At 71.6% G+C, this 18,123-nt stretch carries 12 protein-coding genes and 1 other RNA gene; 3 read left to right on the top strand and 10 right to left on the bottom strand.

Translation table 11 applies throughout. From position 1 onward, the window contains the following. Positions 1-38: 38 nt before the first annotated feature. The 6 genes from dacB to ftsE form a co-directional block, all read right to left on the bottom strand. Entirely contained in the window at positions 39-1,661 is a 1,623-nt protein-coding gene (dacB, locus tag ACFVH5_RS18550; protein ID WP_385834745.1) for a D-alanyl-D-alanine carboxypeptidase/D-alanyl-D-alanine-endopeptidase, read from the bottom strand. A gap of 75 nt (positions 1,662-1,736) precedes the next feature. Continuing rightward, positions 1,737-2,125: a transfer-messenger RNA gene (gene ssrA, locus ACFVH5_RS18555) on the bottom strand. 152 nt (positions 2,126-2,277) lie between these two features. Next, complete coding sequence (smpB, locus tag ACFVH5_RS18560) at positions 2,278-2,811, bottom strand: SsrA-binding protein SmpB (protein ID WP_385834763.1); 534 nt, start codon at positions 2,809-2,811, stop codon at positions 2,278-2,280. Positions 2,812-2,916: 105 nt separating this feature from the next. Beyond that, positions 2,917-4,083, bottom strand: coding sequence for a S41 family peptidase (locus tag ACFVH5_RS18565; RefSeq protein ID WP_385834746.1), 1,167 nt, complete (start codon positions 4,081-4,083; stop codon positions 2,917-2,919). 67 nt (positions 4,084-4,150) lie between these two features. Beyond that, positions 4,151-5,068 carry a permease-like cell division protein FtsX gene (ftsX, locus tag ACFVH5_RS18570; protein ID WP_267028789.1) on the bottom strand — a complete coding sequence of 306 codons (918 nt, stop codon included), beginning with the start codon at positions 5,066-5,068 and terminating at the stop codon, positions 4,151-4,153. Between the two features lie 46 nt (positions 5,069-5,114). Then, on the bottom strand, positions 5,115-5,804 hold the full coding sequence (gene ftsE, locus ACFVH5_RS18575; RefSeq protein ID WP_107015900.1) for a cell division ATP-binding protein FtsE: 690 nt from the start codon (positions 5,802-5,804) through the stop codon (positions 5,115-5,117). Positions 5,805-6,338: 534 nt separating this feature from the next. Between ftsE and ACFVH5_RS18580 the strand changes: the two genes are divergently transcribed. Beyond that, positions 6,339-6,533 (top strand): hypothetical protein, encoded by a 195-nt coding sequence (locus ACFVH5_RS18580; protein WP_107015898.1) that lies wholly within the window; start codon positions 6,339-6,341, stop codon positions 6,531-6,533. Between the two features lie 69 nt (positions 6,534-6,602). Here ACFVH5_RS18580 and ACFVH5_RS18585 read toward each other — a convergent pair whose 3' ends face one another. The 4 genes from ACFVH5_RS18585 to ACFVH5_RS18600 form a co-directional block, all read right to left on the bottom strand. Then, complete coding sequence (locus tag ACFVH5_RS18585; protein ID WP_385834747.1) at positions 6,603-7,250, bottom strand: LPXTG cell wall anchor domain-containing protein; 648 nt, start codon at positions 7,248-7,250, stop codon at positions 6,603-6,605. Between the two features lie 314 nt (positions 7,251-7,564). Continuing rightward, positions 7,565-8,671: a peptide chain release factor 2 gene (gene prfB, locus ACFVH5_RS18590; protein ID WP_384813671.1), complete on the bottom strand. Its 1,107-nt coding sequence runs from the start codon at positions 8,669-8,671 to the stop codon at positions 7,565-7,567. Between the two features lie 230 nt (positions 8,672-8,901). After that, positions 8,902-10,137 carry a protein kinase gene (locus tag ACFVH5_RS18595; RefSeq protein WP_384813668.1) on the bottom strand — a complete coding sequence of 412 codons (1,236 nt, stop codon included), beginning with the start codon at positions 10,135-10,137 and terminating at the stop codon, positions 8,902-8,904. Between the two features lie 166 nt (positions 10,138-10,303). Beyond that, complete coding sequence (locus ACFVH5_RS18600; RefSeq protein ID WP_385834749.1) at positions 10,304-11,992, bottom strand: serine/threonine-protein kinase; 1,689 nt, start codon at positions 11,990-11,992, stop codon at positions 10,304-10,306. A 425-nt stretch (positions 11,993-12,417) separates the two neighbouring features. On the opposite strand from ACFVH5_RS18600, the gene ACFVH5_RS18605 reads away from it, so the two are divergent. Together ACFVH5_RS18605 and ACFVH5_RS18610 are read left to right on the top strand one after the other, a co-directional pair. After that, on the top strand, positions 12,418-16,290 hold the full coding sequence (locus tag ACFVH5_RS18605) for an FHA domain-containing protein (protein ID WP_385834750.1): 3,873 nt from the start codon (positions 12,418-12,420) through the stop codon (positions 16,288-16,290). Between the two features lie 435 nt (positions 16,291-16,725). Beyond that, the gene (locus tag ACFVH5_RS18610; protein ID WP_385834751.1) at positions 16,726-18,114 is read left to right on the top strand and encodes an ABC transporter substrate-binding protein; all 1,389 of its coding nucleotides are present in this window, start codon (positions 16,726-16,728) and stop codon (positions 18,112-18,114) included. Positions 18,115-18,123 lie beyond the last annotated feature (9 nt).

Consider the following 18,123-nt stretch of genomic DNA (forward strand, 5'->3'; position numbering starts at 1 on the left):
GCGGCGAAAGGCCGCCGCCCCCACCGCGGCTCACTCCCTCAGCACTTCACCGGCTTGCGCCACGAGCACTCCAGGTCCGTGTTCCGCTCGGCCGACCGCGCGCTCGGGTTCGTCGGCTTCACCGTCACGGTCGTGTCCGCCGTGGACCGGGCGAGCGTCACCACGATCGCGTCCTCCAGCGGCTTCACGGACGCGGCCAGGTAGTTGTTGAGCACGATGCTGTAGACGAGTTCGCGCCCGTCCGCGTCCTTCACGTACCCGGAGAGGGCGGACGCGCCGGTCAACGAGCCGGTCTTGCCGACCGCGTTGAGGGCCGCGGGGGTTCCGCACATCCTGGTGCGCAGGGTGCCGCCCACGAAACGTTCGGGGGCGCAGGCGACCGGCAGCGACGTGCGCCAGTCGGCGTACCAGGGCTCGGCCCGTACCGCGAGCAGCAGCTTGGCGAACTGCCCCGCGGTGAGGTTGTTCATCCGGGAGAGCCCGGAGCCGTCGACCTGCCGCAGCTTGCCCGTGTCGACGCCGACGCCCTTGAGATAGCCGCTCACGGCGGCGAGCCCCGCGCTCCAGCTGCCCTCGCCGGAGACCTTCAGGCCCATGGTCTTGGTGAGGATCTCGGCGTGCATGTTGTTCGACAGCTTCATGAACGGGATCAGCAGGTCCTTCAGCGGCATGGAGGCGTGCGAGGCGAGGCGCCGGGCCGTCGCGGGGGTGGCGCGGCCGAGCCGGGTCGCCCCGGTGACCTTCACCCCGTGCGCGGCGAGGGCGTCCCGGAACACGGCTGCCGCGTATCCGGTGGGTTCCCACACGCTGACCCACTCCTGGGCGCCGGAGCCGCCGACCGGTGTCGTACCGCTGACGACGATCGTGTTGGTGCCGTGCTCGCGCTCCACGGTGAGGTCGTTCGCCCCGCCCGCGGCGACGGTCGTGGCCCGTACGTCGAAGTCCACGTACGTCGTCTTCGGGGTGACGGTGACCTTGGGCTTGTCCCCGGCGGCGGCGCCCGGTGCGACCGTCACGATCACCGAGCCGGTGTCGTAGTCGGTGTCCGGGGCGACGCTCAGCGCGCTGATCTGCGCCGAGTAGTACGAGGACTCGTCGTCGGCGGCCCAGGCGCGGCCGAGGCGGTTGCCGTCGAAGCGGGTGTCGTCGGCGAGGAGCCGTCCGTCGACGCGGGTGACGCCCGCCGCGGCGACCTGGGCGGCCAGGGTGTCGTAGTCGGCGGCCAGGGCCGTCGGGTCGCCGGTGCCGCGCAGATACAGGTCGCCGGTCAGCGTGGAGCCGTGCCGGCGGCCGGTCGCGAGGACGTCCGTGGTGAACGTGTGGTCGGGGCCGAGGATCTCCATCGCCGCGGCCGAGGTGGGCAGCTTGGTGTTGGAGGCGGGCATCAGGCGCGAGGTGGGCGACCGCTGGTACAGCAGGTCCCCGCTCGCCGCCTCGGCGACCACGACACTCGCCGCCCCGCCCTCCATCCGGCTGTCCCCGAGGATGGTGTCGATGGCCTCCGGGAGCCCGCTGGTGCCCGGGTCTGCTCCGGCGGGTGCGCTCCAGCCGAGCCCGGCCACCAGGACGCCGAGCACCACGGCCCAGGTCCGGGCCCGGCCACGGGGCTGGTGAGATCTCTTGTTCTCTCCGGTCTCTCCGGTTTCCGCGAGTCGTCTCATGCGACAGCAGCATCCACGACGAAGGCCCCGCTGCCTATGGCAGCGGGGCCTTCGCTTCTGGATCTGAACATGGGAAAGTGGAGATGGCGGGAATCGAACCCGCGTCCAACGGTGCAGAATCAGGGCTTCTCCGAGCGCAGTTCGCTTAGATTTTCTCAGCCCCGGAGATCACGCGAACAAGTCTCCGACGGGCTCAGTCACTGTTTGATTTCCCGTCTCACCCCGTGACCGGGTCAGACGGTTTAGTCCCCTTGATTATGCCAGGATCCGGGTCGGGAACACCCCCGGGCTGACACCCATTTAGGGTCCTTCAGTCACTGGTTATTAAGCAGCGAGGGCGAAGGACTGGGAATCGCTCTTGGAATTGGCGATTATTGGTTGCGACATATGGTTAACGAGATCATTGCCGCTTCCTCGGCTCGCTTCCCCTGCTTCGACAGCCGCTGTCGAAACCGATCATCCCCATGTTGTTTTTTCAAAACCCTCCGGAGAGGGCCCTCCGAGGAGGGTGTGTGCACCCGCTGTGAGGTGCGTTGCCATCGTACGTGACCAACGCACGTCGATGCCACTGTATTCCCGGCGGCCCCCTCGCGGCGGGTGTGCCGGGCCTGCCGTCCTACTCGCCGCGCTCCCTGCGCTTCACCGCCGCGATCACCCGGTCCGACTCACGCCGGTCCTGCTTCTCGCGCAGCGTCTGGCGCTTGTCGTATTCCTTCTTGCCCCGGGCGAGCGCGATCTCGGCCTTCGCGCGGCCGTCCTTGAAGTACAGGACGAGGGGCACGATGGTGTGGCCCGTCTCCTCCGACTTCGAGGCCAGCTTGTCGATCTCCTCGCGGTGCAGGAGCAGCTTGCGCTTGCGGCGCGCGGAGTGGTTGGTCCAGCTGCCCTGGCTGTACTCGGGGATGTGGGCGTTGTGCAGCCACGCCTCGTTCCCGTCGATCTGCACGAAGCCGTCGGCGAGCGAGGCGCGCCCCTGGCGCAGCGACTTCACCTCGGTGCCGGTGAGCACGAGTCCGGCCTCGTAGACATCGATGATCGCGTAGTCGTGCCGGGCCTTCTTGTTCTGCGCGACGATCTTGCGCTTGCCGTCCTTGACGGCGGCCTTGGCGCCACCTCCCTGCTTCGGCTGGGATTCCTTCGGTACGTACATGCCCTTGCTCATAGTGCTGGCCATTTTCGCACTAGAGGGGGGCCGGAGGGAAAGCCGATTACGCGAAGTACGGGCCGGCCGCCGCGGGGGCCGTGCACGGGCCGGTCACTCGGCGTCCCCGAGCCCGCTCAGGACGGTCTCGGCGCGCTCCAGCGCGCCCGCGTCGGCCTCCAGGTCGGGGGTGATGCCCCGGGCGTCCACCGTGCGCCCGGAGGGGGTGCGGTAATGGCCGACCGTCAGCTCGGCGACCGAGCCGTCCGGCAGCCGGCTCGGCATCTGGACCGAGCCCTTCCCGAAGGTCCTGGAGCCCACGACGACCGCGCGGCCACGGTCCTGCAGACCGCCGGTGAGGAGCTCGGCCGCGCTCATCGTGCCACCGTCGACGAGCGCGACCAGCGGTCTGGTGGTGTCGCCTCCGGGATCGGCGTGCAGGGCCTTCTGATCGCCGTTCACGTCGTACGTGGCCACCAGGCCGCCGTCGAGGAAGGCGGAGGCGGCGGTGACGGCCTCGGTGACCAGGCCGCCGGAGTTGCCCCGCAGATCGAGGACGATCCCCTCGTCCACGGGCGCGCCGGCCACCGCGGTCCGTACGAGGTCTCCGGAGCCCTTGGTGAAGGCGGCGACCTTGATCACGGTGACGCCGCCGGGGAGTTCGCGCACGCTCACGGAGTCGGTGGACAGCCGCGCCCGGTGCAGGGTCTCGCTCCACGCGCGCGTGCCGCGCTGCAGTCCGAGGTCGACGGCGGTGCCCGCGTCGGCGTCGGTGGCGTCACCCCTCAGTAAGGCGACGACCTCGGTGACGGGCCTGCCGTCGACGCGGTGGCCGTCGATGCTGCGCAGCCGGTCGCCCTTGCGGATGCCCGCGGTCGCGGCCGGCGAGCCCGACCGGACCCGGGTCACCTCGATGCGTCCGCCGCGCTCGCGCCGGGCCCAGAGGCCGACGCCGGTGTACTGGCCGCCGAGGGCTTCCTCGAACTCCTCGTACTCGCCCTGGGAGTAGACGGCGCCCCAGCGGTCGCCGCTGCGGCTGACGGCCCGCTCGGCGGCCTCCACGGGCGACTTGCCGTCGGCCATCGCCTCGGCGGCGGCGTCGGCGACGTCGTCCTGGTGTCCGGACTGTGCGGTACGGGCCGCGGGGGAGACGGATTTCCGGCCGGGGGTGTCGAACGCGCCGGTCGCGGCGCCCGCGGCGAGGACGCTCGCGAAGACCAACGTCAGGGCCGCCCCGCGGCGGATGCGGCGGGGCTGACAGAACAGGTCACGGCCTGACATGCGGGTGAGTCTAGGACAACGAGAAGGGCCGTACCGGCGGTTGCCGGTACGGCCCTCTTGGCATGTGTCACACCTTCAAGTACTTGCGCAACGCGAAGAACGCGGCCAGCGCGGGCATCAGAAGGCTCGTGGCGAGGATCAGCGGCAGCTTCGTGAGAACGGCGTCCCAGCCGATGAAGTTGATCAGGTTCAGCTTCTCGGACAGGGCGAGACCGTGGTCGATGATGAAGTACCGCGCGATCACCAGGAAGGCGCAGGCGACACCACCGCCGATCAGTCCGGCGACGGCGGCCTCCATGATGAACGGGGCCTGGATGTAGAAGCCGGAGGCGCCCACCAGGCGCATGATCCCGGTCTCACGCCGACGGCTGAACGCGGAGACGCGCACGGTGTTGACGATCAGCATCAGCGCGACGACGAGCATCATCGCCATCACCGCCCTGGCCGCCCAGTTCATGCCGTTGAGCAGCCCGAAGAGGTTGTCGAGGATGCCCTTCTGGTCCTGCACGGACTGCACGCCGTCACGGCCGTCGAAGGCGGTCGCGATGACCTGGTACTTCTCCGGGTCCGTCAGCTTGACGCGGAAGGACTCCTGCATCTGGTCCGGGGTCAGCGAGGCCGCCAGCGGGGAGTCGCCGAACTGCTCCTTGTAGTGCTTGTACGCCTCGTCGCTCGACTCGTGCGTGACGTTGTCGACGACGGCCATCTTGCCGAGGTCGGTCTCGATCTGCTTCTTCTGCTCGCTGGTGACCGCCCCCTTGGCGCAGTTGGGGTCGGACTCCGCGTCGGACTTGTTGCAGAGGAAGATCGAGACGTTGACCTTGTCGTACCAGTACCCCTTCATCGTGCTCACCTGGTCGCTCATCAGGAGCGAGCCGCCGAACAGGGCGAGGGACAGGGCGACGGAGACGACGACCGCGAAGGTCATCGTGAGATTGCGGCGGAGACCGACACCGATCTCCGACAGAACGAACTGGGCGCGCATGGCGTCTTCTCAGGCCTTTCCGTGGACGGACGCGTGGGACTCGCGGTCAGTGCTGATAGCCGTAGACGCCGCGCGCCTGGTCGCGGACGAGGCGACCCTTCTCCAGCTCGATGACGCGCTTGCGCATCTGGTCCACGATGTTCTGGTCGTGCGTCGCCATCACGACGGTGGTCCCGGTCCGGTTGATCCGGTCCAGCAGCTTCATGATGCCGACGGAGGTCTGCGGGTCCAGGTTTCCGGTGGGCTCGTCCGCGATCAGCAGCTTGGGCCGGTTCACGAACGCTCTCGCGATGGCCACGCGTTGCTGCTCACCGCCGGACAGCTCGCCGGGCATCCGGTCCTCCTTGCCGCCGAGGCCGACGAGGTCGAGCACCTGGGGCACGGACTTGCGGATCTCGCCCTTGGACTTGCCGATCACTTCCTGCGCGAAGGCGACGTTCTCGGCGACCGTCTTGTTGGGCAGGAGGCGGAAGTCCTGGAACACGGTCCCCAGCTGGCGGCGCATCTGCGGCACCTTCCAGTTGGAGATGCGCGCGAGGTCCTTGCCCAGCACGTGCACCTGACCGTGGCTGGCCCGCTCTTCGCGCAGGATCAGCCGCAGGAAGGTGGACTTTCCGGAGCCGGATGACCCCACCAGGAACACGAACTCACCGCGCTCCACCTCCAGAGAGACATCCCGGAGAGCGGGGTGGGTCTGCTTGGCGTAGACCTTGGAGACGTTGTCGAATCGGATCACGGATGCACCACAGGCCGTCGGGGGTTGGGGGCAGGTCCTGTCGTCACATTCCCGTCGTCCGCCCGGAGGGCGGGCCGGGCGGCGTCTGGTGCGTGCTCTCGCCGTGCCGGGCGCAGGTCCGCGTACTGGACGTACTTGGGCCTGCGCCCGGTGCGGCGAGAGTGCGTGCCAGGCGTCGCCCGGCAGACGGGAATGTGACGACAGGACCTAGATGAGCGTGACCTTACGCGACCCGGGTAGGGGCGCGCAGGCGCGGAGACGGGTTGCACAAGGGTTGTGCGCATTTGTACCGGGCACATAAGAGAAGAGGCTTCTTCGGGAAGGGCTCCGCCCCTCAGGGGCGCGGGGAACTGCGCGACGAGCCCCCACCGCCCCGCAGCCGCGATACGACCCGCAGCCCCCTCCCGAGGCGCCCACAGAGCCCCCTGCACAGGAACCCGCGCACCTTCCGGAGGAACCTGGCACAGTGGAGTGGGAACGTATCCGTCCCCGAGAGCGTTGTGTCCGTGGAACCGGTGCAAGGAGGGCGAGCGCATGACGTACGACCGGCTGGTGTGCGCGAACTGCGCCGCGCCTGTGAACGAGGGCCGCTGCCCCGTGTGCCGAGCGAACCGCGCACGCCTGCAGAACGAGGGCCCGCTGGGCGGTGGGCTCAACCCCATGACCCTGATCGCGCTGCTCGCCATCCTGATCGCGGCGGTGGCCCTGCTGGCCCACCAGACCGCGTAGGAGACACGCGTCACAAGGAAGGGCCCGGAGCCGATGGCTCCGGGCCCTTCCCGCGTCGTACGTCGTGCGTCAGGCAGCCGCGCCGCGGCCGCTCATGACGCGCGGCAGCATACGGAAGCCGATGCCACCGGCGATCATCGTCGCGGCGCCGATCAGCAGGTACGTGATGTTCTCGGCGGCGCCGGTCTCGGCCAGCTCGCCACCGGTGCCCTGCGCGGAGGTGTCCGAACCGGTGTCGGTCAGGCTCTCCTTGCCGGCACCCTGCTCGACGACGTTGGAGCTGCCGTCGGCGCTGTCGGCGCTGTCGGCGCTGTTGTCGTTGCCACCGCCGCCGTTGCCGCCGCCGGTGCCGTTCTCGTTCCCGTTCCCGTTGCCGGGAGTGGTCGGGTCATCGGTGGGGTCCTGGGTGGGCTCCTCCGTGGGCTCGGTGGGCTCCTCGGTGGGCTCCGTGGGCTCCTCGGTGGGCTCCTCGGTGGGCTCCGTCGGGATCTCCGTCGGCTCCTCGGTGGTGGGAGGCGGGGTGGTCGGGTCGTCGTCGTCAGCGGAAATACCGACGGCGACACCGCTCTGGTCGACGCTGGCGCCCACGTTCAGGCCCGCCACGTCGACACCGACGTCGAGCGCCGAGGCGGCACCGGCGGCGGTCAGAGAAGCACCGGCGGCGATCACCGCACCGGCGGCTATCCGCGCGATCCGGATCCGCGTCTTCTTGGTCATCTGGTTGCTACCCCCAGTAGCTCATCGTCAATGGTGCAGCGCCCGGGGCCGCGACCTCGGGGATGGCCCAGTGGGGCCCCCGGTTCACACGCGCCCCAGAAATACGCATGCCACGCGTCAGCTTTCCCATCTTTCAAGACATCGTCAAGGTCGTTGCGACCGCGATGTCCAGATCAAGGTCTTTTGACCGGCACAGCGTCATGTGAGTGTGATGTAAAACCCACACATCACTCACCAGAGCGCAGCAGAAAGGGCAACTGCCGTCCTACGGACCGCAGTTGCCCTGTCGACAAAACGATGTACGAAAAAGTCGCTTACTTCTCCTGCTGCTTGCGCCAGCGAATTCCGGCCTCCAGGAAACCGTCGATCTCACCGTTGAAAACGGCCTCGGGGTTTCCGACTTCGCATTCCGTGCGCAGGTCCTTGACCATCTGGTACGGGTGCAGGACGTACGAACGCATCTGGTTGCCCCAGGAGTTGCCGCCGTCGCCCTTGAGCGCGTTCATCTTGGCCTGCTCCTCCTGGCGGCGGCGCTCAAGGAGCTTGGCCTGGAGGACGTTCATCGCGGACGCCTTGTTCTGGATCTGCGAGCGCTCGTTCTGGCAGGAGACGACGATGCCGGTGGGGAGGTGGGTCAGCCGGACCGCGGAGTCGGTCGTGTTGACGCCCTGGCCGCCCGGCCCTGACGACCGGTACACGTCCACGCGCAGCTCGGACTCGTCGATCTCGATGTGGTCGGTCTGCTCGACCACGGGCAGGATCTCGACACCGGCGAAGGAGGTCTGGCGGCGGCCCTGGTTGTCGAACGGAGAGATCCGCACCAGCCGGTGCGTGCCCTGCTCGACGGAGAGCGTCCCGTACGCGTACGGGACGTGGACGGCGAAGGTGGTCGACTTGATGCCGGCCTCCTCCGCGTACGAGGTCTCGTAGAGCTCCGTCTTGTAGCCGTGGCGCTCGGCCCAGCGCAGGTACATGCGCTGGAGCTTCTCGGCGAAGTCGGAGGCGTCGACGCCACCGGCCTCGGCACGGATGGTGACGACGGCCTCACGGGCGTCGTACTCCCCGGACAGGAGCGTGCGGACCTCCATCTCGTCCAGCGCCTTCTTGACGGACGTGAGCTCGGTCTCGGCCTCGGCACGGGTGTCCGGGTCGTCCTCCTCCTCGGCCATCTCGAACAGCACGCCGAGATCGTCGATGCGTCCGCGGAGGGTCTCGGCCTTGCGCACCTCCGCCTGGAGGTGGCTCAGCTTGCTGGTGATCTTCTGCGCCTCATCGGGGTCGTCCCACAGGGACGGCGCCGCCGCCTGCTCCTCAAGCGCGGCGATGTCCGCCCTCAGCTTGTCGAGGTCCAGGACGGCCTCGATCGACTCCATGGTCGAGGAGAGGGACTTGAGCTCTTCGGAAACATCGACGACTGCCACGCCCCCCAGCGTAACGGCTCCGCCAAGTCGGGCAGCCCTGGCTCGGACCGGAGCGCCTCGTCCGCGGCCCGGTGGGGGCTGGTCGCGCAGTTCCCCGCGCCCCTGAGGGTGTCAGCCCGTCCGGCGTCTGAGGACGAGCGCGGAGCGCGATCAGGGGGGCGAGGGGGCGCAGCCCCCATGCAGTGACGGGAAGGGTAGGGGCGGCGGGGGCGAGGAAAAGACAGGTCCGGTCAGGGCGCCGCCGGGGACGACCTCTCCGTGTCGTGGGGAGGCTCCGCGTCGTCCCCCGACGTGGCCAGCCACGCACCGCCCCCTATCGCCGCGACGAGCGCCACCCCCGCCACCCCCAACGTGATCCGCCGCCGCCGAGCGGAAGCGCGATGCCGCGCGGACCCGGGCCGCGGCGCCCCCGCCGCCCGAGGCGCCCGCGCGGTACCCAGCGCGCCCCCCGCCAGCTCGTCCGGCCCCGGCACCCGCATGGACGTGTGCGTGTCCCGGTTGGAGTCCGGCTTGGCCCCCGGCACGAGCGGAACGGCCCCGCGCCGCACCCGCTCCCGCGGAACCTCCGGCTCGGCGGGCGCCGCGTCCTCGTAGGGGCCCTCGGCCTCCCCGTCGGGCTCGTCGACGTCCAGCGGCGGCATCCCGGCGAGCAGGGGCAGCTGCTCGCGCAGCCGCTCCCCCAGTTCGGACGCCCGCAGCCGTGACGCCGGCGCCTTCGCCAGACACTGCACGAGCAGCTGCCACAGTTCCTCGGGGATGCCGGGCAGCGGGACGACGGTCTCGGTGACGTGCCGGCGCAGGACGGCTCCCGGATGCCCGCCGCCGAAGGGGGTGAAGCCCGCGAGCAGCTCGTACAGGACGGTCGCCAGCGCGTAGATGTCGACGGCCGCCCGCGGGGGCAGGCCCTCGATGATCTCGGGCGCCAGATAGTCCGGTGTGCCGATGATCTTCGTCGCGCGGGTCCGCCGCGGTGAGTCGATGAGTTTGGCGACGCCGAAGTCCGTGAGCAGCGCGGGGTGCGAACCGCCGGGTCCGAGCGGACCCTGCATGTCGAGCAGCACGTTCTCGGGCTTCACGTCCCGGTGGACGACTCCGGCCGCGTGCGCGGCGGCGAGCCCGTCGGCGACGTCGGCGACGATCGCGACGGCCGACTCGGGCGCGAGGCGCCGCTCCCGGTCGAGCCTGGTCCGCAGGTCCGTACCGCGGACGAGGTCCATGACCAGGGCGAGGTCGGTGCCGTCGACGACCAGGTCCCGCACGGAGACGACGTGCGGATGGTCCAGGCCCAGCAGGGCCGTCCTCTCCTGCACGAACCGTCCCACCAGCTCCTGGTCGGACGCCAGGTCCTCGCGCAGCAGCTTGATGGCGACGGGCCCCTCGGGGCCCTCGCCCAGCCACACCGTGCCGGCGCTGCCCCGTCCCAGGATCTGGTGCGCGGTGTACCGGCTGCCGATCTTCCGTACCAAGGCTGCTCCTACGGGCGCGTGTTGGCGACAAAACTACGCGCCCGGAGCACCAACCTTCACTTCCGGGACGGAAATCACCCCACAGGTGTCGACAAATCCCCAGCACCGCGGCGCGGTTCCGGGGATTTGGAGGGAGCAAGCTCGCAGAACGCCGGCTTCGGGAACCTCAGTTGAGTCTTCCGACCCACTCGGAGACCTTGTCGTACCAGTCCCCCAGCTGCTCCCAGTAGCCCTTCGACGTCCCGACCCAGTCCTGGAGCGGGCTGAACTCCCAGATCGCCCACCCGGCCGCGAACAGGATGACGATCGTGAACAGGCACCCCTTGAGGCAGCCGAGTCCGGGGATCTTCATCGGGTTGGCGCTGCGCTGCCGGGGCTCGCGCTGCGGACGCGGCGCGGGCTGCTGGGGCTGCTGCGGCGGCGCGGAGTACCGCTGGGGCTGCGGGGCCTGCTGCTGGGGTGCGTACCCCTGCTGCTGTCCGCCCTGCTGGGGGTAGCCGTACCCCTGCTGGTTCTGCGGCGGCGGCTGGTTGCGCTGCCTGCGCTGTCCGCGCTGCTGCGGCTGCTGGGACGGCGGCTGCTGCGGCTGCTGCTGGGGCGGCCGGGCGACCTGCCGCTGCGGGCGGCGGCGCAGCGGGTCCTCGTTCGGGTCGAGGTACGACTGCGCCTGCGTCGGTTCGTTGCGGTCGCGGGCCGCGCGCAGCTGGTTCTGCCAGGGGTGCGGGTCCTCGGGGCCCGCCCCGGGCTGGTTCGGCGGCACCGGCGGCATCACGGCCGTCGGGTCGGCCGCGCCGCGGTGGGGCAGGACGGCGGTGGGGTCGGCCGCGCCCGCGCCGGTGTGCGGCAGGACGCTGGTCGCGCCGTTCGGGTCGTACGAGGCGGCGCCCTGCGGGAGCACCTGGGTGGGGTCGGCGGCGCCGAACTCGCCCGGTACGGCGGCGGGGGCCGGGTCCGGGGCGAGGAGCACGCCCACGGCCTCGGCGGCGGCGATCTGCGCGGAGTTCGCGTGCACCCCGATGCCCTGGGCGACCGTACGCAGGCCGCGGGCGAGGTTCTCGGCGCTGGGCCGCTCGTCGGGGTTCTTGCGCAGGCAGCGCTCTATGACGGTCCACAGCGGGTCGGGGACGGTGGAGGGCCTGCGGGGCTCGGCGCTGAGGTGCTGGTGGAGGACTTCGAGAGCGGAGCCGCCGCCGAACGGCGGACGGCCGGTGACCAGCTCGTACAGCATGATCCCGGCGCCGTAGATGTCGACGGCGGAGGTCTGCGGGCGACCCTCGGCCGACTCGGGCGCCACGTACGCGGGCGTGCCGACGAACTCGTGGGTGCGGGTCAGCCCCGGGGAGTCGGCGAGACGGGCGATGCCGAAGTCCGTCAGCAGCGGGTGCATCTGGCCGTTGAGCTGCTGGAGCAGCACGTTCGCCGGTTTGAGGTCGCGGTGCACGACGCCGTCGGCGTGGCTGGCGGCGAGCGCGTCGGCGACCTGGGCGGTGAGGAGGGCCGCGGCGACCGGCGAGAACGGGCCGTTGTCGCGCAGGTAGTGGTGCAGGTCGGGACCTTCGATCAGGTCCATGACCAGCGCCAGCAGATCGCCCTCGACCACGAGGTCCCGTACGCGCACGATGTTCGGATGCGTCAGCCGGAGGAGCACGGAGCGCTCCCGCAGGAACCGCATCACGATGTCGGGATCGCTGGCGAGCTCCTCCTTGAGGACCTTGATCGCCACGGTCTCGCCGGGCTGACCGGCCACGGCCGCCTCGGCGCCCGCCGCCTCGCGCTGGCTGGCCCGCCAGACGGTGCCCGTGGCGCCGCGTCCGAGCGGCTCCTCCAGGAGGTACTTGCTGCCTACCGGCCGCACGTCATGCGCTCCCTGCTGCTTGCTTGGCTGGTCCGTCCACCGTGCTACGGGTGGTTCCGACCCACTGTAATGCCGCCGAACACGGCTCCGGGGTGTCGTCGCGCTGCGGTTTTCTCAGTCCCGCCCACTCATGCATTACGTGGGGCTTTCCCGTATGTGTTCGATGAAAAGACGCTCGGTTCGGGTGCTTTGGTTGCCGGATCTTGACGTGACCGATCTCAACCGGGCATTGGTCAGGCACTTTTGCGGGCAGAGCCGACCAATCAAGATCACTTGCTTGCGGAGTGCGGGCGTGTTGTCAGTATCAAGTGCGAGGATGCTTTCCGTACTGGCCGACGTGCCCGTGCGCGGTGGGGGAATCTGCGGTGGGGACCGCGGCAGAGCCCCGTCGCGGGCGCCCGCGACAGAAGGGACCGCTGACGGCGATGCAGATCCGGCTGACCGTCGTAGACCCGCTGGGGACGCGCCCCGACGGACGCCCCGCGTCCTGCGACGTGCTGGTCACAGCACCCGCCGGGACCGCGCTCGCGGCGGTGGCCTCCGGCCTCGCCTCGGCGGTCGGGGGCGAGGGCCCCGGGGTGCTGTACGCGGAGGCGGAGCGGCTCGACGCACAGCGCTGCACGCTGGGTGAGCCTCCCCTGATGGACGGCGCCGTGCTGTCCCTGGGATCCCCCGCGCAGCCCGGCCCCGATGTCGATCCCGCGGCGGCACAGCTGCGCGTGGTCGCCGGGCCCGACGCCGGGGGCGTCCATCTGCTGCACGGCGGCCGGATCGAGATCGGCCGCTCCGCCGACGCGGACGTACCGCTGGACGACCCGGACGTCTCCCGGCTGCACTGCGCCGTGACGGTCGCGGCGGACGGTCATGTCTCGGTGGCGGACCTGGGCTCCACGAACGGCACGGTGCTGGACGGCAGGCGTGTGGGCGAGCGCCCGGTGCGCTTCGCGCCGGGCGCGCTGCTGCGGGTGGGCGAGTCGGCCCTGCTGCTGGCCCCGGCGGGCGAACGGGCCGACGTCCTGGAGACCGCGCCGGACGGCGAGGGACATGTACGTGTGGTGCCGGCGGGGGCCGGGGGGCCTGGCCGGGAACAGTCGGGACAGCCGGGTCAGGCAGGTCAGGAGGGTCGTTCGGGTCAGGCGTCGGGCGCTCACGGGGGCGCCGGATATTCGGCGGCTTCGGACCGCTCCGGAGCGGCACACGGACAGAGGCAGGCGCAAGGACAGGGACAGGGACAGGAGCAGGTACGGGGCGAGGGGACGGGCGCGGGGCGGGATCAGGGGCGAAATCCGGCCGTTTCCGGTGGGGCGGCGGAGGCCGGATCCGGACCTGCCTCCCGGACCGGATCGCGGTCCGCGTCCCGGTCCGACGCGGGCGCCGGAGGCGCGAGGGTGCCGCGTGCGCGTGGCGAGGACTCCGCCCCCGGCTCCAGGGGCGAGGGCTCGGGGGACGCCCGGAGCACCGGCGGTTCCCGCTCGGGCGTCGAGCGGCCGACCTCCGAGACCCATCACGGTTACGGCACGGCCGGGTGGGGCTCCGCCGGTGGCGGGGTCCCCGGCAGCCAGGAGCACCTGCCGGCGGGACCGCAGGTGGTGCCGGGCCAGGGCGGGGCACCCCGGATCGAGCACAGGGACGCCGGAGACCGCGGCGCGTACGGGGACCCCGGGGAGCAGTACGAGGACGACCCAGGCACCGACGTCCAGGGACCGGGCGAGGGCAAGCGGAAGGGCACTCCCCTCCGGGGGACACCCGTGCCGCGCAACGCGCGCAAGCGCGGCCTCTCGGCCTGGGCCCGCCGGCTGGCGGGGTCCCGGAGCGAGGACCAGTACGGCGACGAGGGGGAGTACGACCCGTACGACTCGTACGAGGCGCCCTTCGCCGAGCCCGTCGCCCTGGGCGTGCCCTCGCCCGAGCGGTGGCCCGATCCGGCCGCGCTGCTGCTGGCGGCGCTCGGACCGGGACCGCGGCTGTGGGAGCGCGAACCGGGACACCAGGAGACCCTCACGGTCCGGCTGGGCACGGCGGACCGGAGCACCCCCGACGGCTCCGGACTGCTGTCCGCGGTCCCGGTGACCGCCGGGCTCCGCGAGGTCGGGGCGCTGGGTCTGGCCGGACCGCGCGAGCGTCTGTCGGGGCTCTCACGCGCGGTGGTGGCGCAGCTCGCCGCACTGCACTCCCCCGACTCGCTGGAGATCACCCTCCTCAGCACGGACCGCTCGCGTTCCCTGGAGGAGCGCACCGCCGAGTGGTCGTGGCTCGGCTGGCTGCCCCACCTGCGCCCCACCCACGGCCAGGACTGCCGCCTCCTGCTCGCCTACGACCGCGAACAGGCGACGGCGCGCACGGAGGAGCTGGTCCGGCGCCTGGAGGACCACCTGACGGAGACGGGACGGGCCGCCGAGCGGGGTCACGGGCCCCGCCTCGGCGCGGGCTCTCCGGACGACAGCGGGGCCTTCGCGCCGCGCCCGAGGCACCCGGCCGACGCCGGGACGGCACCCGGCCAGGACGCCGCCGGCCTGCCCGCCCCCGGGAGCCGTCCCCTCGCCCGCGACCCCCACGTCACCCACCTCGGACTCCCCCGCAGCGGCACCCAGGGCGCTGAGGCGCGGGAAAGGGCCGGACAGCCCTCCTGGGCCCGGTCGGACGACCCGGCCCAGACCGGCTGGTCCGGTCCCCACACCGTCGTCGTGGTGGACGGGGACCCCGGGTCGGCCGGAGTGCGGGACGCCGTGTCGCGGCTCGCGGCCGAAGGCCCCCAGGTAGGCATCCATGTCATCTGTCTCGCCGAGACACCGGCCGCGTCGCCCTCCTCGCCCGTGATCGACACGTACGAGGCGGCCTGTGCGGTGTCGCCCGCGTTCCGCGACTGCGGGGCCGTCGCGCTGCTCAGCGGTGACGTGGCGACGGCCCTGCGGCTGCTGCGCGTCGCGCCCGCGACACAGCCCCACGGCCCATCGGGTTCTTCTGCTTCTTCTTCGGGTTCTTTGGGCGGGCCCGTCGGACATGGCACGGTCGCCGCGGTGGACGCCGTCTCCATGGCGTGGGCCGAGCGCTTCGCCCGGGCCCTGGCGCCGCTGCGCGCGGAGGGCGGGGCCGGTGAGCGGCACACCCGGGTGTCCGCGCCGCTGCCCCACACCGCGCGGCTGCTGGACGAGTTGGGCCTCGCGCGGGCGACCCCGGCGTCCCTGATGGCGCGTTGGGCGGACGCGGCCGACGACCCGGAGGCGTTCGGCGGCCGGGCCACGGCCGTGCTCGGCGCCGGGCCGCGCGGTCCCGTCGGGGCGGACCTCGTGGGCGAGGGCCCGCATCTGCTGATCGAGGGCCCGCCGGGCAGCGGGCGTACGGAGCTGCTGCGTTCCGTCGCCGCGTCGCTCGCCGCCGCGGAGCGGCCCGACCGGCTCGGGATCGTGCTGGTCGACGGACGGGACGGCACGGGTACCGGTGGTTCGGCGGCGCGCGGGGACGGGCTCCAGGTCTGTACGGATCTGCCGCACGTCACGACGCATCTGGGCGCCCACGATCCCGTACGCATGCGGGAGTTCGCGCAGTCGCTGTCCGCCGAGCTGAAACGGCGGGCGGAACTGCTCGGGCGTCTCGACTTCACCGAGTGGCACGCCGGCCGGGAGGGGCCGCGCCGGGTCGTCGCACAGCGGTCGGCGGGGTCCGCGTCCGGTTCGACCGGTGCTTCCGGCGCGTCCGGTGCCGGGGACATCGACACGATGTCCAGTTCGACGCTGCGGCTGCGGCCCGCCGCGGCTCGGCCCCGTCCGGACGCGGGGCCGCCGCTGCCCCGGCTCGTCGTGGTCGTCGACGACCTGGACGCGCTGCTGTCCCCCGCGCTGGGGTCCCCCGGGCGTCCGGCCGCCGGGTCCGTCGTACGGGCCCTGGAAGGGGTTGCCCGGGACGGTGAGCGGCTCGGGGTGCATCTGGTGGCGGCCACCGGGGGCGGGGCCCGTACGGACGAGACGGAGCTGGCTCGGCGGGCCGGGCTGCGGGTGCTGCTCGAAGCGCCGGGGGTGGGGGCGGAGGAGCCGTCTCCCGGGCGCGGCAGGCTCGGTGCGGCGGGGCCGGGCGGTCGGTCCGTGCCGTTCCAGGGCGGGCGGGTCACGGGGCGTATCCCCCGTACGGCGACGCTGCGGCCCACGGTCGTGCCGCTTGAGTGGGCGCGGATGGGGGATCCGCCCGCGCGGCGGCCCGTACGCGAACTCGGCAACGGTCCGACGGACTTGGCCCTGCTGGCCAGCGCCCTGGAACGAGCGTCCCGCTCGGTCTCGGCGGCAGAGGTCCCCTCGCTGCTGTAACCCCACTCGGGGGCTGCGCCCCCACCCCCCATCGCGCTGAACGCGCTCGTCCTCAATCGCCGGACAGGCTAAAACACCCAGGGGCGCGAGGAACTGCGCGACAAGCCCCCACCGGCGCGCACCCAACAACACACCACTCGGGCCAAGGGGCGCAGCCCCGCCCGTCAGGGGCGCGGGGAACTGCGCGGCACGCCCCCACCGGCGCGCGCCCGACAATGCACCCCCGCGGGTCCCAGGACGCACCCCCCGCGGGCCCCGGGGCGCAGCCCCGTGGTGGGTGCCGCTCACAGCCCAACGGCCCAACGGCCCACGTCACGACGCGGTCACGATCACACCCTTGACAGCGCAGGCGCCCTTGCCGACGCCAAGCGCACGGGCGTAGACCAAGAGCGCACGGGCAGGACCTCGGACGTTCGACGGAGAACGGGGCACACCATGCGCAGCAGCACTCTTCGGATCAGCAGGTCGCACAGGAGCAGCGGTGCCGCGAAGGCCGCGGCCGCCGTCGTCGCGGGGGCGATGGCACTCACGCTCACGGCGTGCGGCGGTGACGACGACAAGAAGGACGACGGCGGCGACAACGGGAGCGGAGCCGCCTCCAGCGTGCAACTCCCCAAGCTCGACGGGCAGAAGCTTGAGGTCGCGGCCGTGTGGACCGGGCCCGAGCAGGACAACTTCACCAAGGTCCTGGACGAGTTCGAGAAGCGGACGGGCGCGGAGGTCGCCTACGTACCGACCGGCAACAACACGTCGACGTTCCTCGGCACGAAGATCGAGGGCGGCAAGCCGCCGAACGTGGCGTTCCTCCCGCAGGTCGGTGTGCTCCACCAGTTCGCGGAGAAGGGCTGGGTCAAGCCGCTGGGCGCCGAGGCGAAGGCGGAGCTCGACAAGAACTTCTCGAAGGGCTGGCAGGACCTGGGGTCGTACGAGGGCGAGCAGTACGGCGTCTACGCGAAGGCCGCCAACAAGTCGCTGGTCTGGTACAACACGGCGGCGTTCGAGGCGGCCGGCATCACGGCGGAGCCGAAGACCTGGGACGAGTTCCTGAAGACCGCGCAGACCCTGTCGGACGCGGGTTCGCCCGCGGTGTCGATCGGCGGGCAGGACGGCTGGACCCTCACCGACTGGTTCGAGAACGTCTATCTCTCGCAGGCGGGCCCGGAGAAGTACGACCAGCTGGCCAAGCACGAGATCAAGTGGACGGATCCGTCCGTGAAGGAGGCGCTGACCACGCTGGCCCAACTGTGGGGCAAGAACGACCTGATCGCGGGCGGCAACGCCGGAGCGCTGCGCACCGAGTTCCCGAAGTCGGTGACGAACACCTTCTCCGGTGACACTCCGGCGGGGATGGTCTTCGAGGGTGACTTCGTCGCGGCGAACATCAACGCCGACACGAAGGCGGAAGTGGGCACGGACGCCAAGGTGTTCCCGTTCCCGGCGGTCGGGGACGCGTCGCCGGTGGTCAGCGGCGGTGACGTGGCGGTGGCGCTGAAGGACGACAAGGGTTCGCAGGCCCTGCTGACCTTCCTGGCCTCCACCGACGCGGCCGAGATCTGGGCGGCGCAGGGCGGCTTCATCTCCCCCAACAAGGAGATGAACGCGGACAAGTACAAGGACGACGTGGCGCGGGACATCGGCAAGGCCCTGCTGAAGGCCAAGGACTCCTTCCGCTTCGACATGTCCGACCAGGCCCCGGCCGCCTTCGGCGGTACGGAGGGCACGGGCGAGTGGAAGGCGCTGCAGGACTTCCTGAAGACCCCCTCGGACGTGGCGGGCGCCCAGCAGCAGCTGGAGACGGCCGCCGCCAAGGCGTACAAGGGCTGACGGCCTCCG

Origin of the sequence: Streptomyces sp. NPDC127119 (assembly GCF_042677425.1) — a bacterium.
Lineage (GTDB): Bacteria > Actinomycetota > Actinomycetes > Streptomycetales > Streptomycetaceae > Streptomyces.

Bases quoted from the DNA above. Each gene is read 5' to 3' on its own strand.
- dacB (WP_385834745.1), bottom strand. From the start codon at position 1,661: ATGAGACGACTCGCGGAAACCGGAGAGACCGGAGAGAACAAGAGATCT.
- smpB (WP_385834763.1), bottom strand. From the start codon at position 2,811: ATGTACGTACCGAAGGAATCCCAGCCGAAGCAGGGAGGTGGCGCCAAG.
- ACFVH5_RS18565 (WP_385834746.1), bottom strand. From the start codon at position 4,083: ATGTCAGGCCGTGACCTGTTCTGTCAGCCCCGCCGCATCCGCCGCGGG.
- ftsX (WP_267028789.1), bottom strand. From the start codon at position 5,068: ATGCGCGCCCAGTTCGTTCTGTCGGAGATCGGTGTCGGTCTCCGCCGC.
- ACFVH5_RS18580 (WP_107015898.1), top strand. From the start codon at position 6,339: ATGACGTACGACCGGCTGGTGTGCGCGAACTGCGCCGCGCCTGTGAAC.
- ACFVH5_RS18585 (WP_385834747.1), bottom strand. From the start codon at position 7,250: ATGACCAAGAAGACGCGGATCCGGATCGCGCGGATAGCCGCCGGTGCG.
- ACFVH5_RS18605 (WP_385834750.1), top strand. From the start codon at position 12,418: ATGCAGATCCGGCTGACCGTCGTAGACCCGCTGGGGACGCGCCCCGAC.
- ACFVH5_RS18610 (WP_385834751.1), top strand. From the start codon at position 16,726: ATGCGCAGCAGCACTCTTCGGATCAGCAGGTCGCACAGGAGCAGCGGT.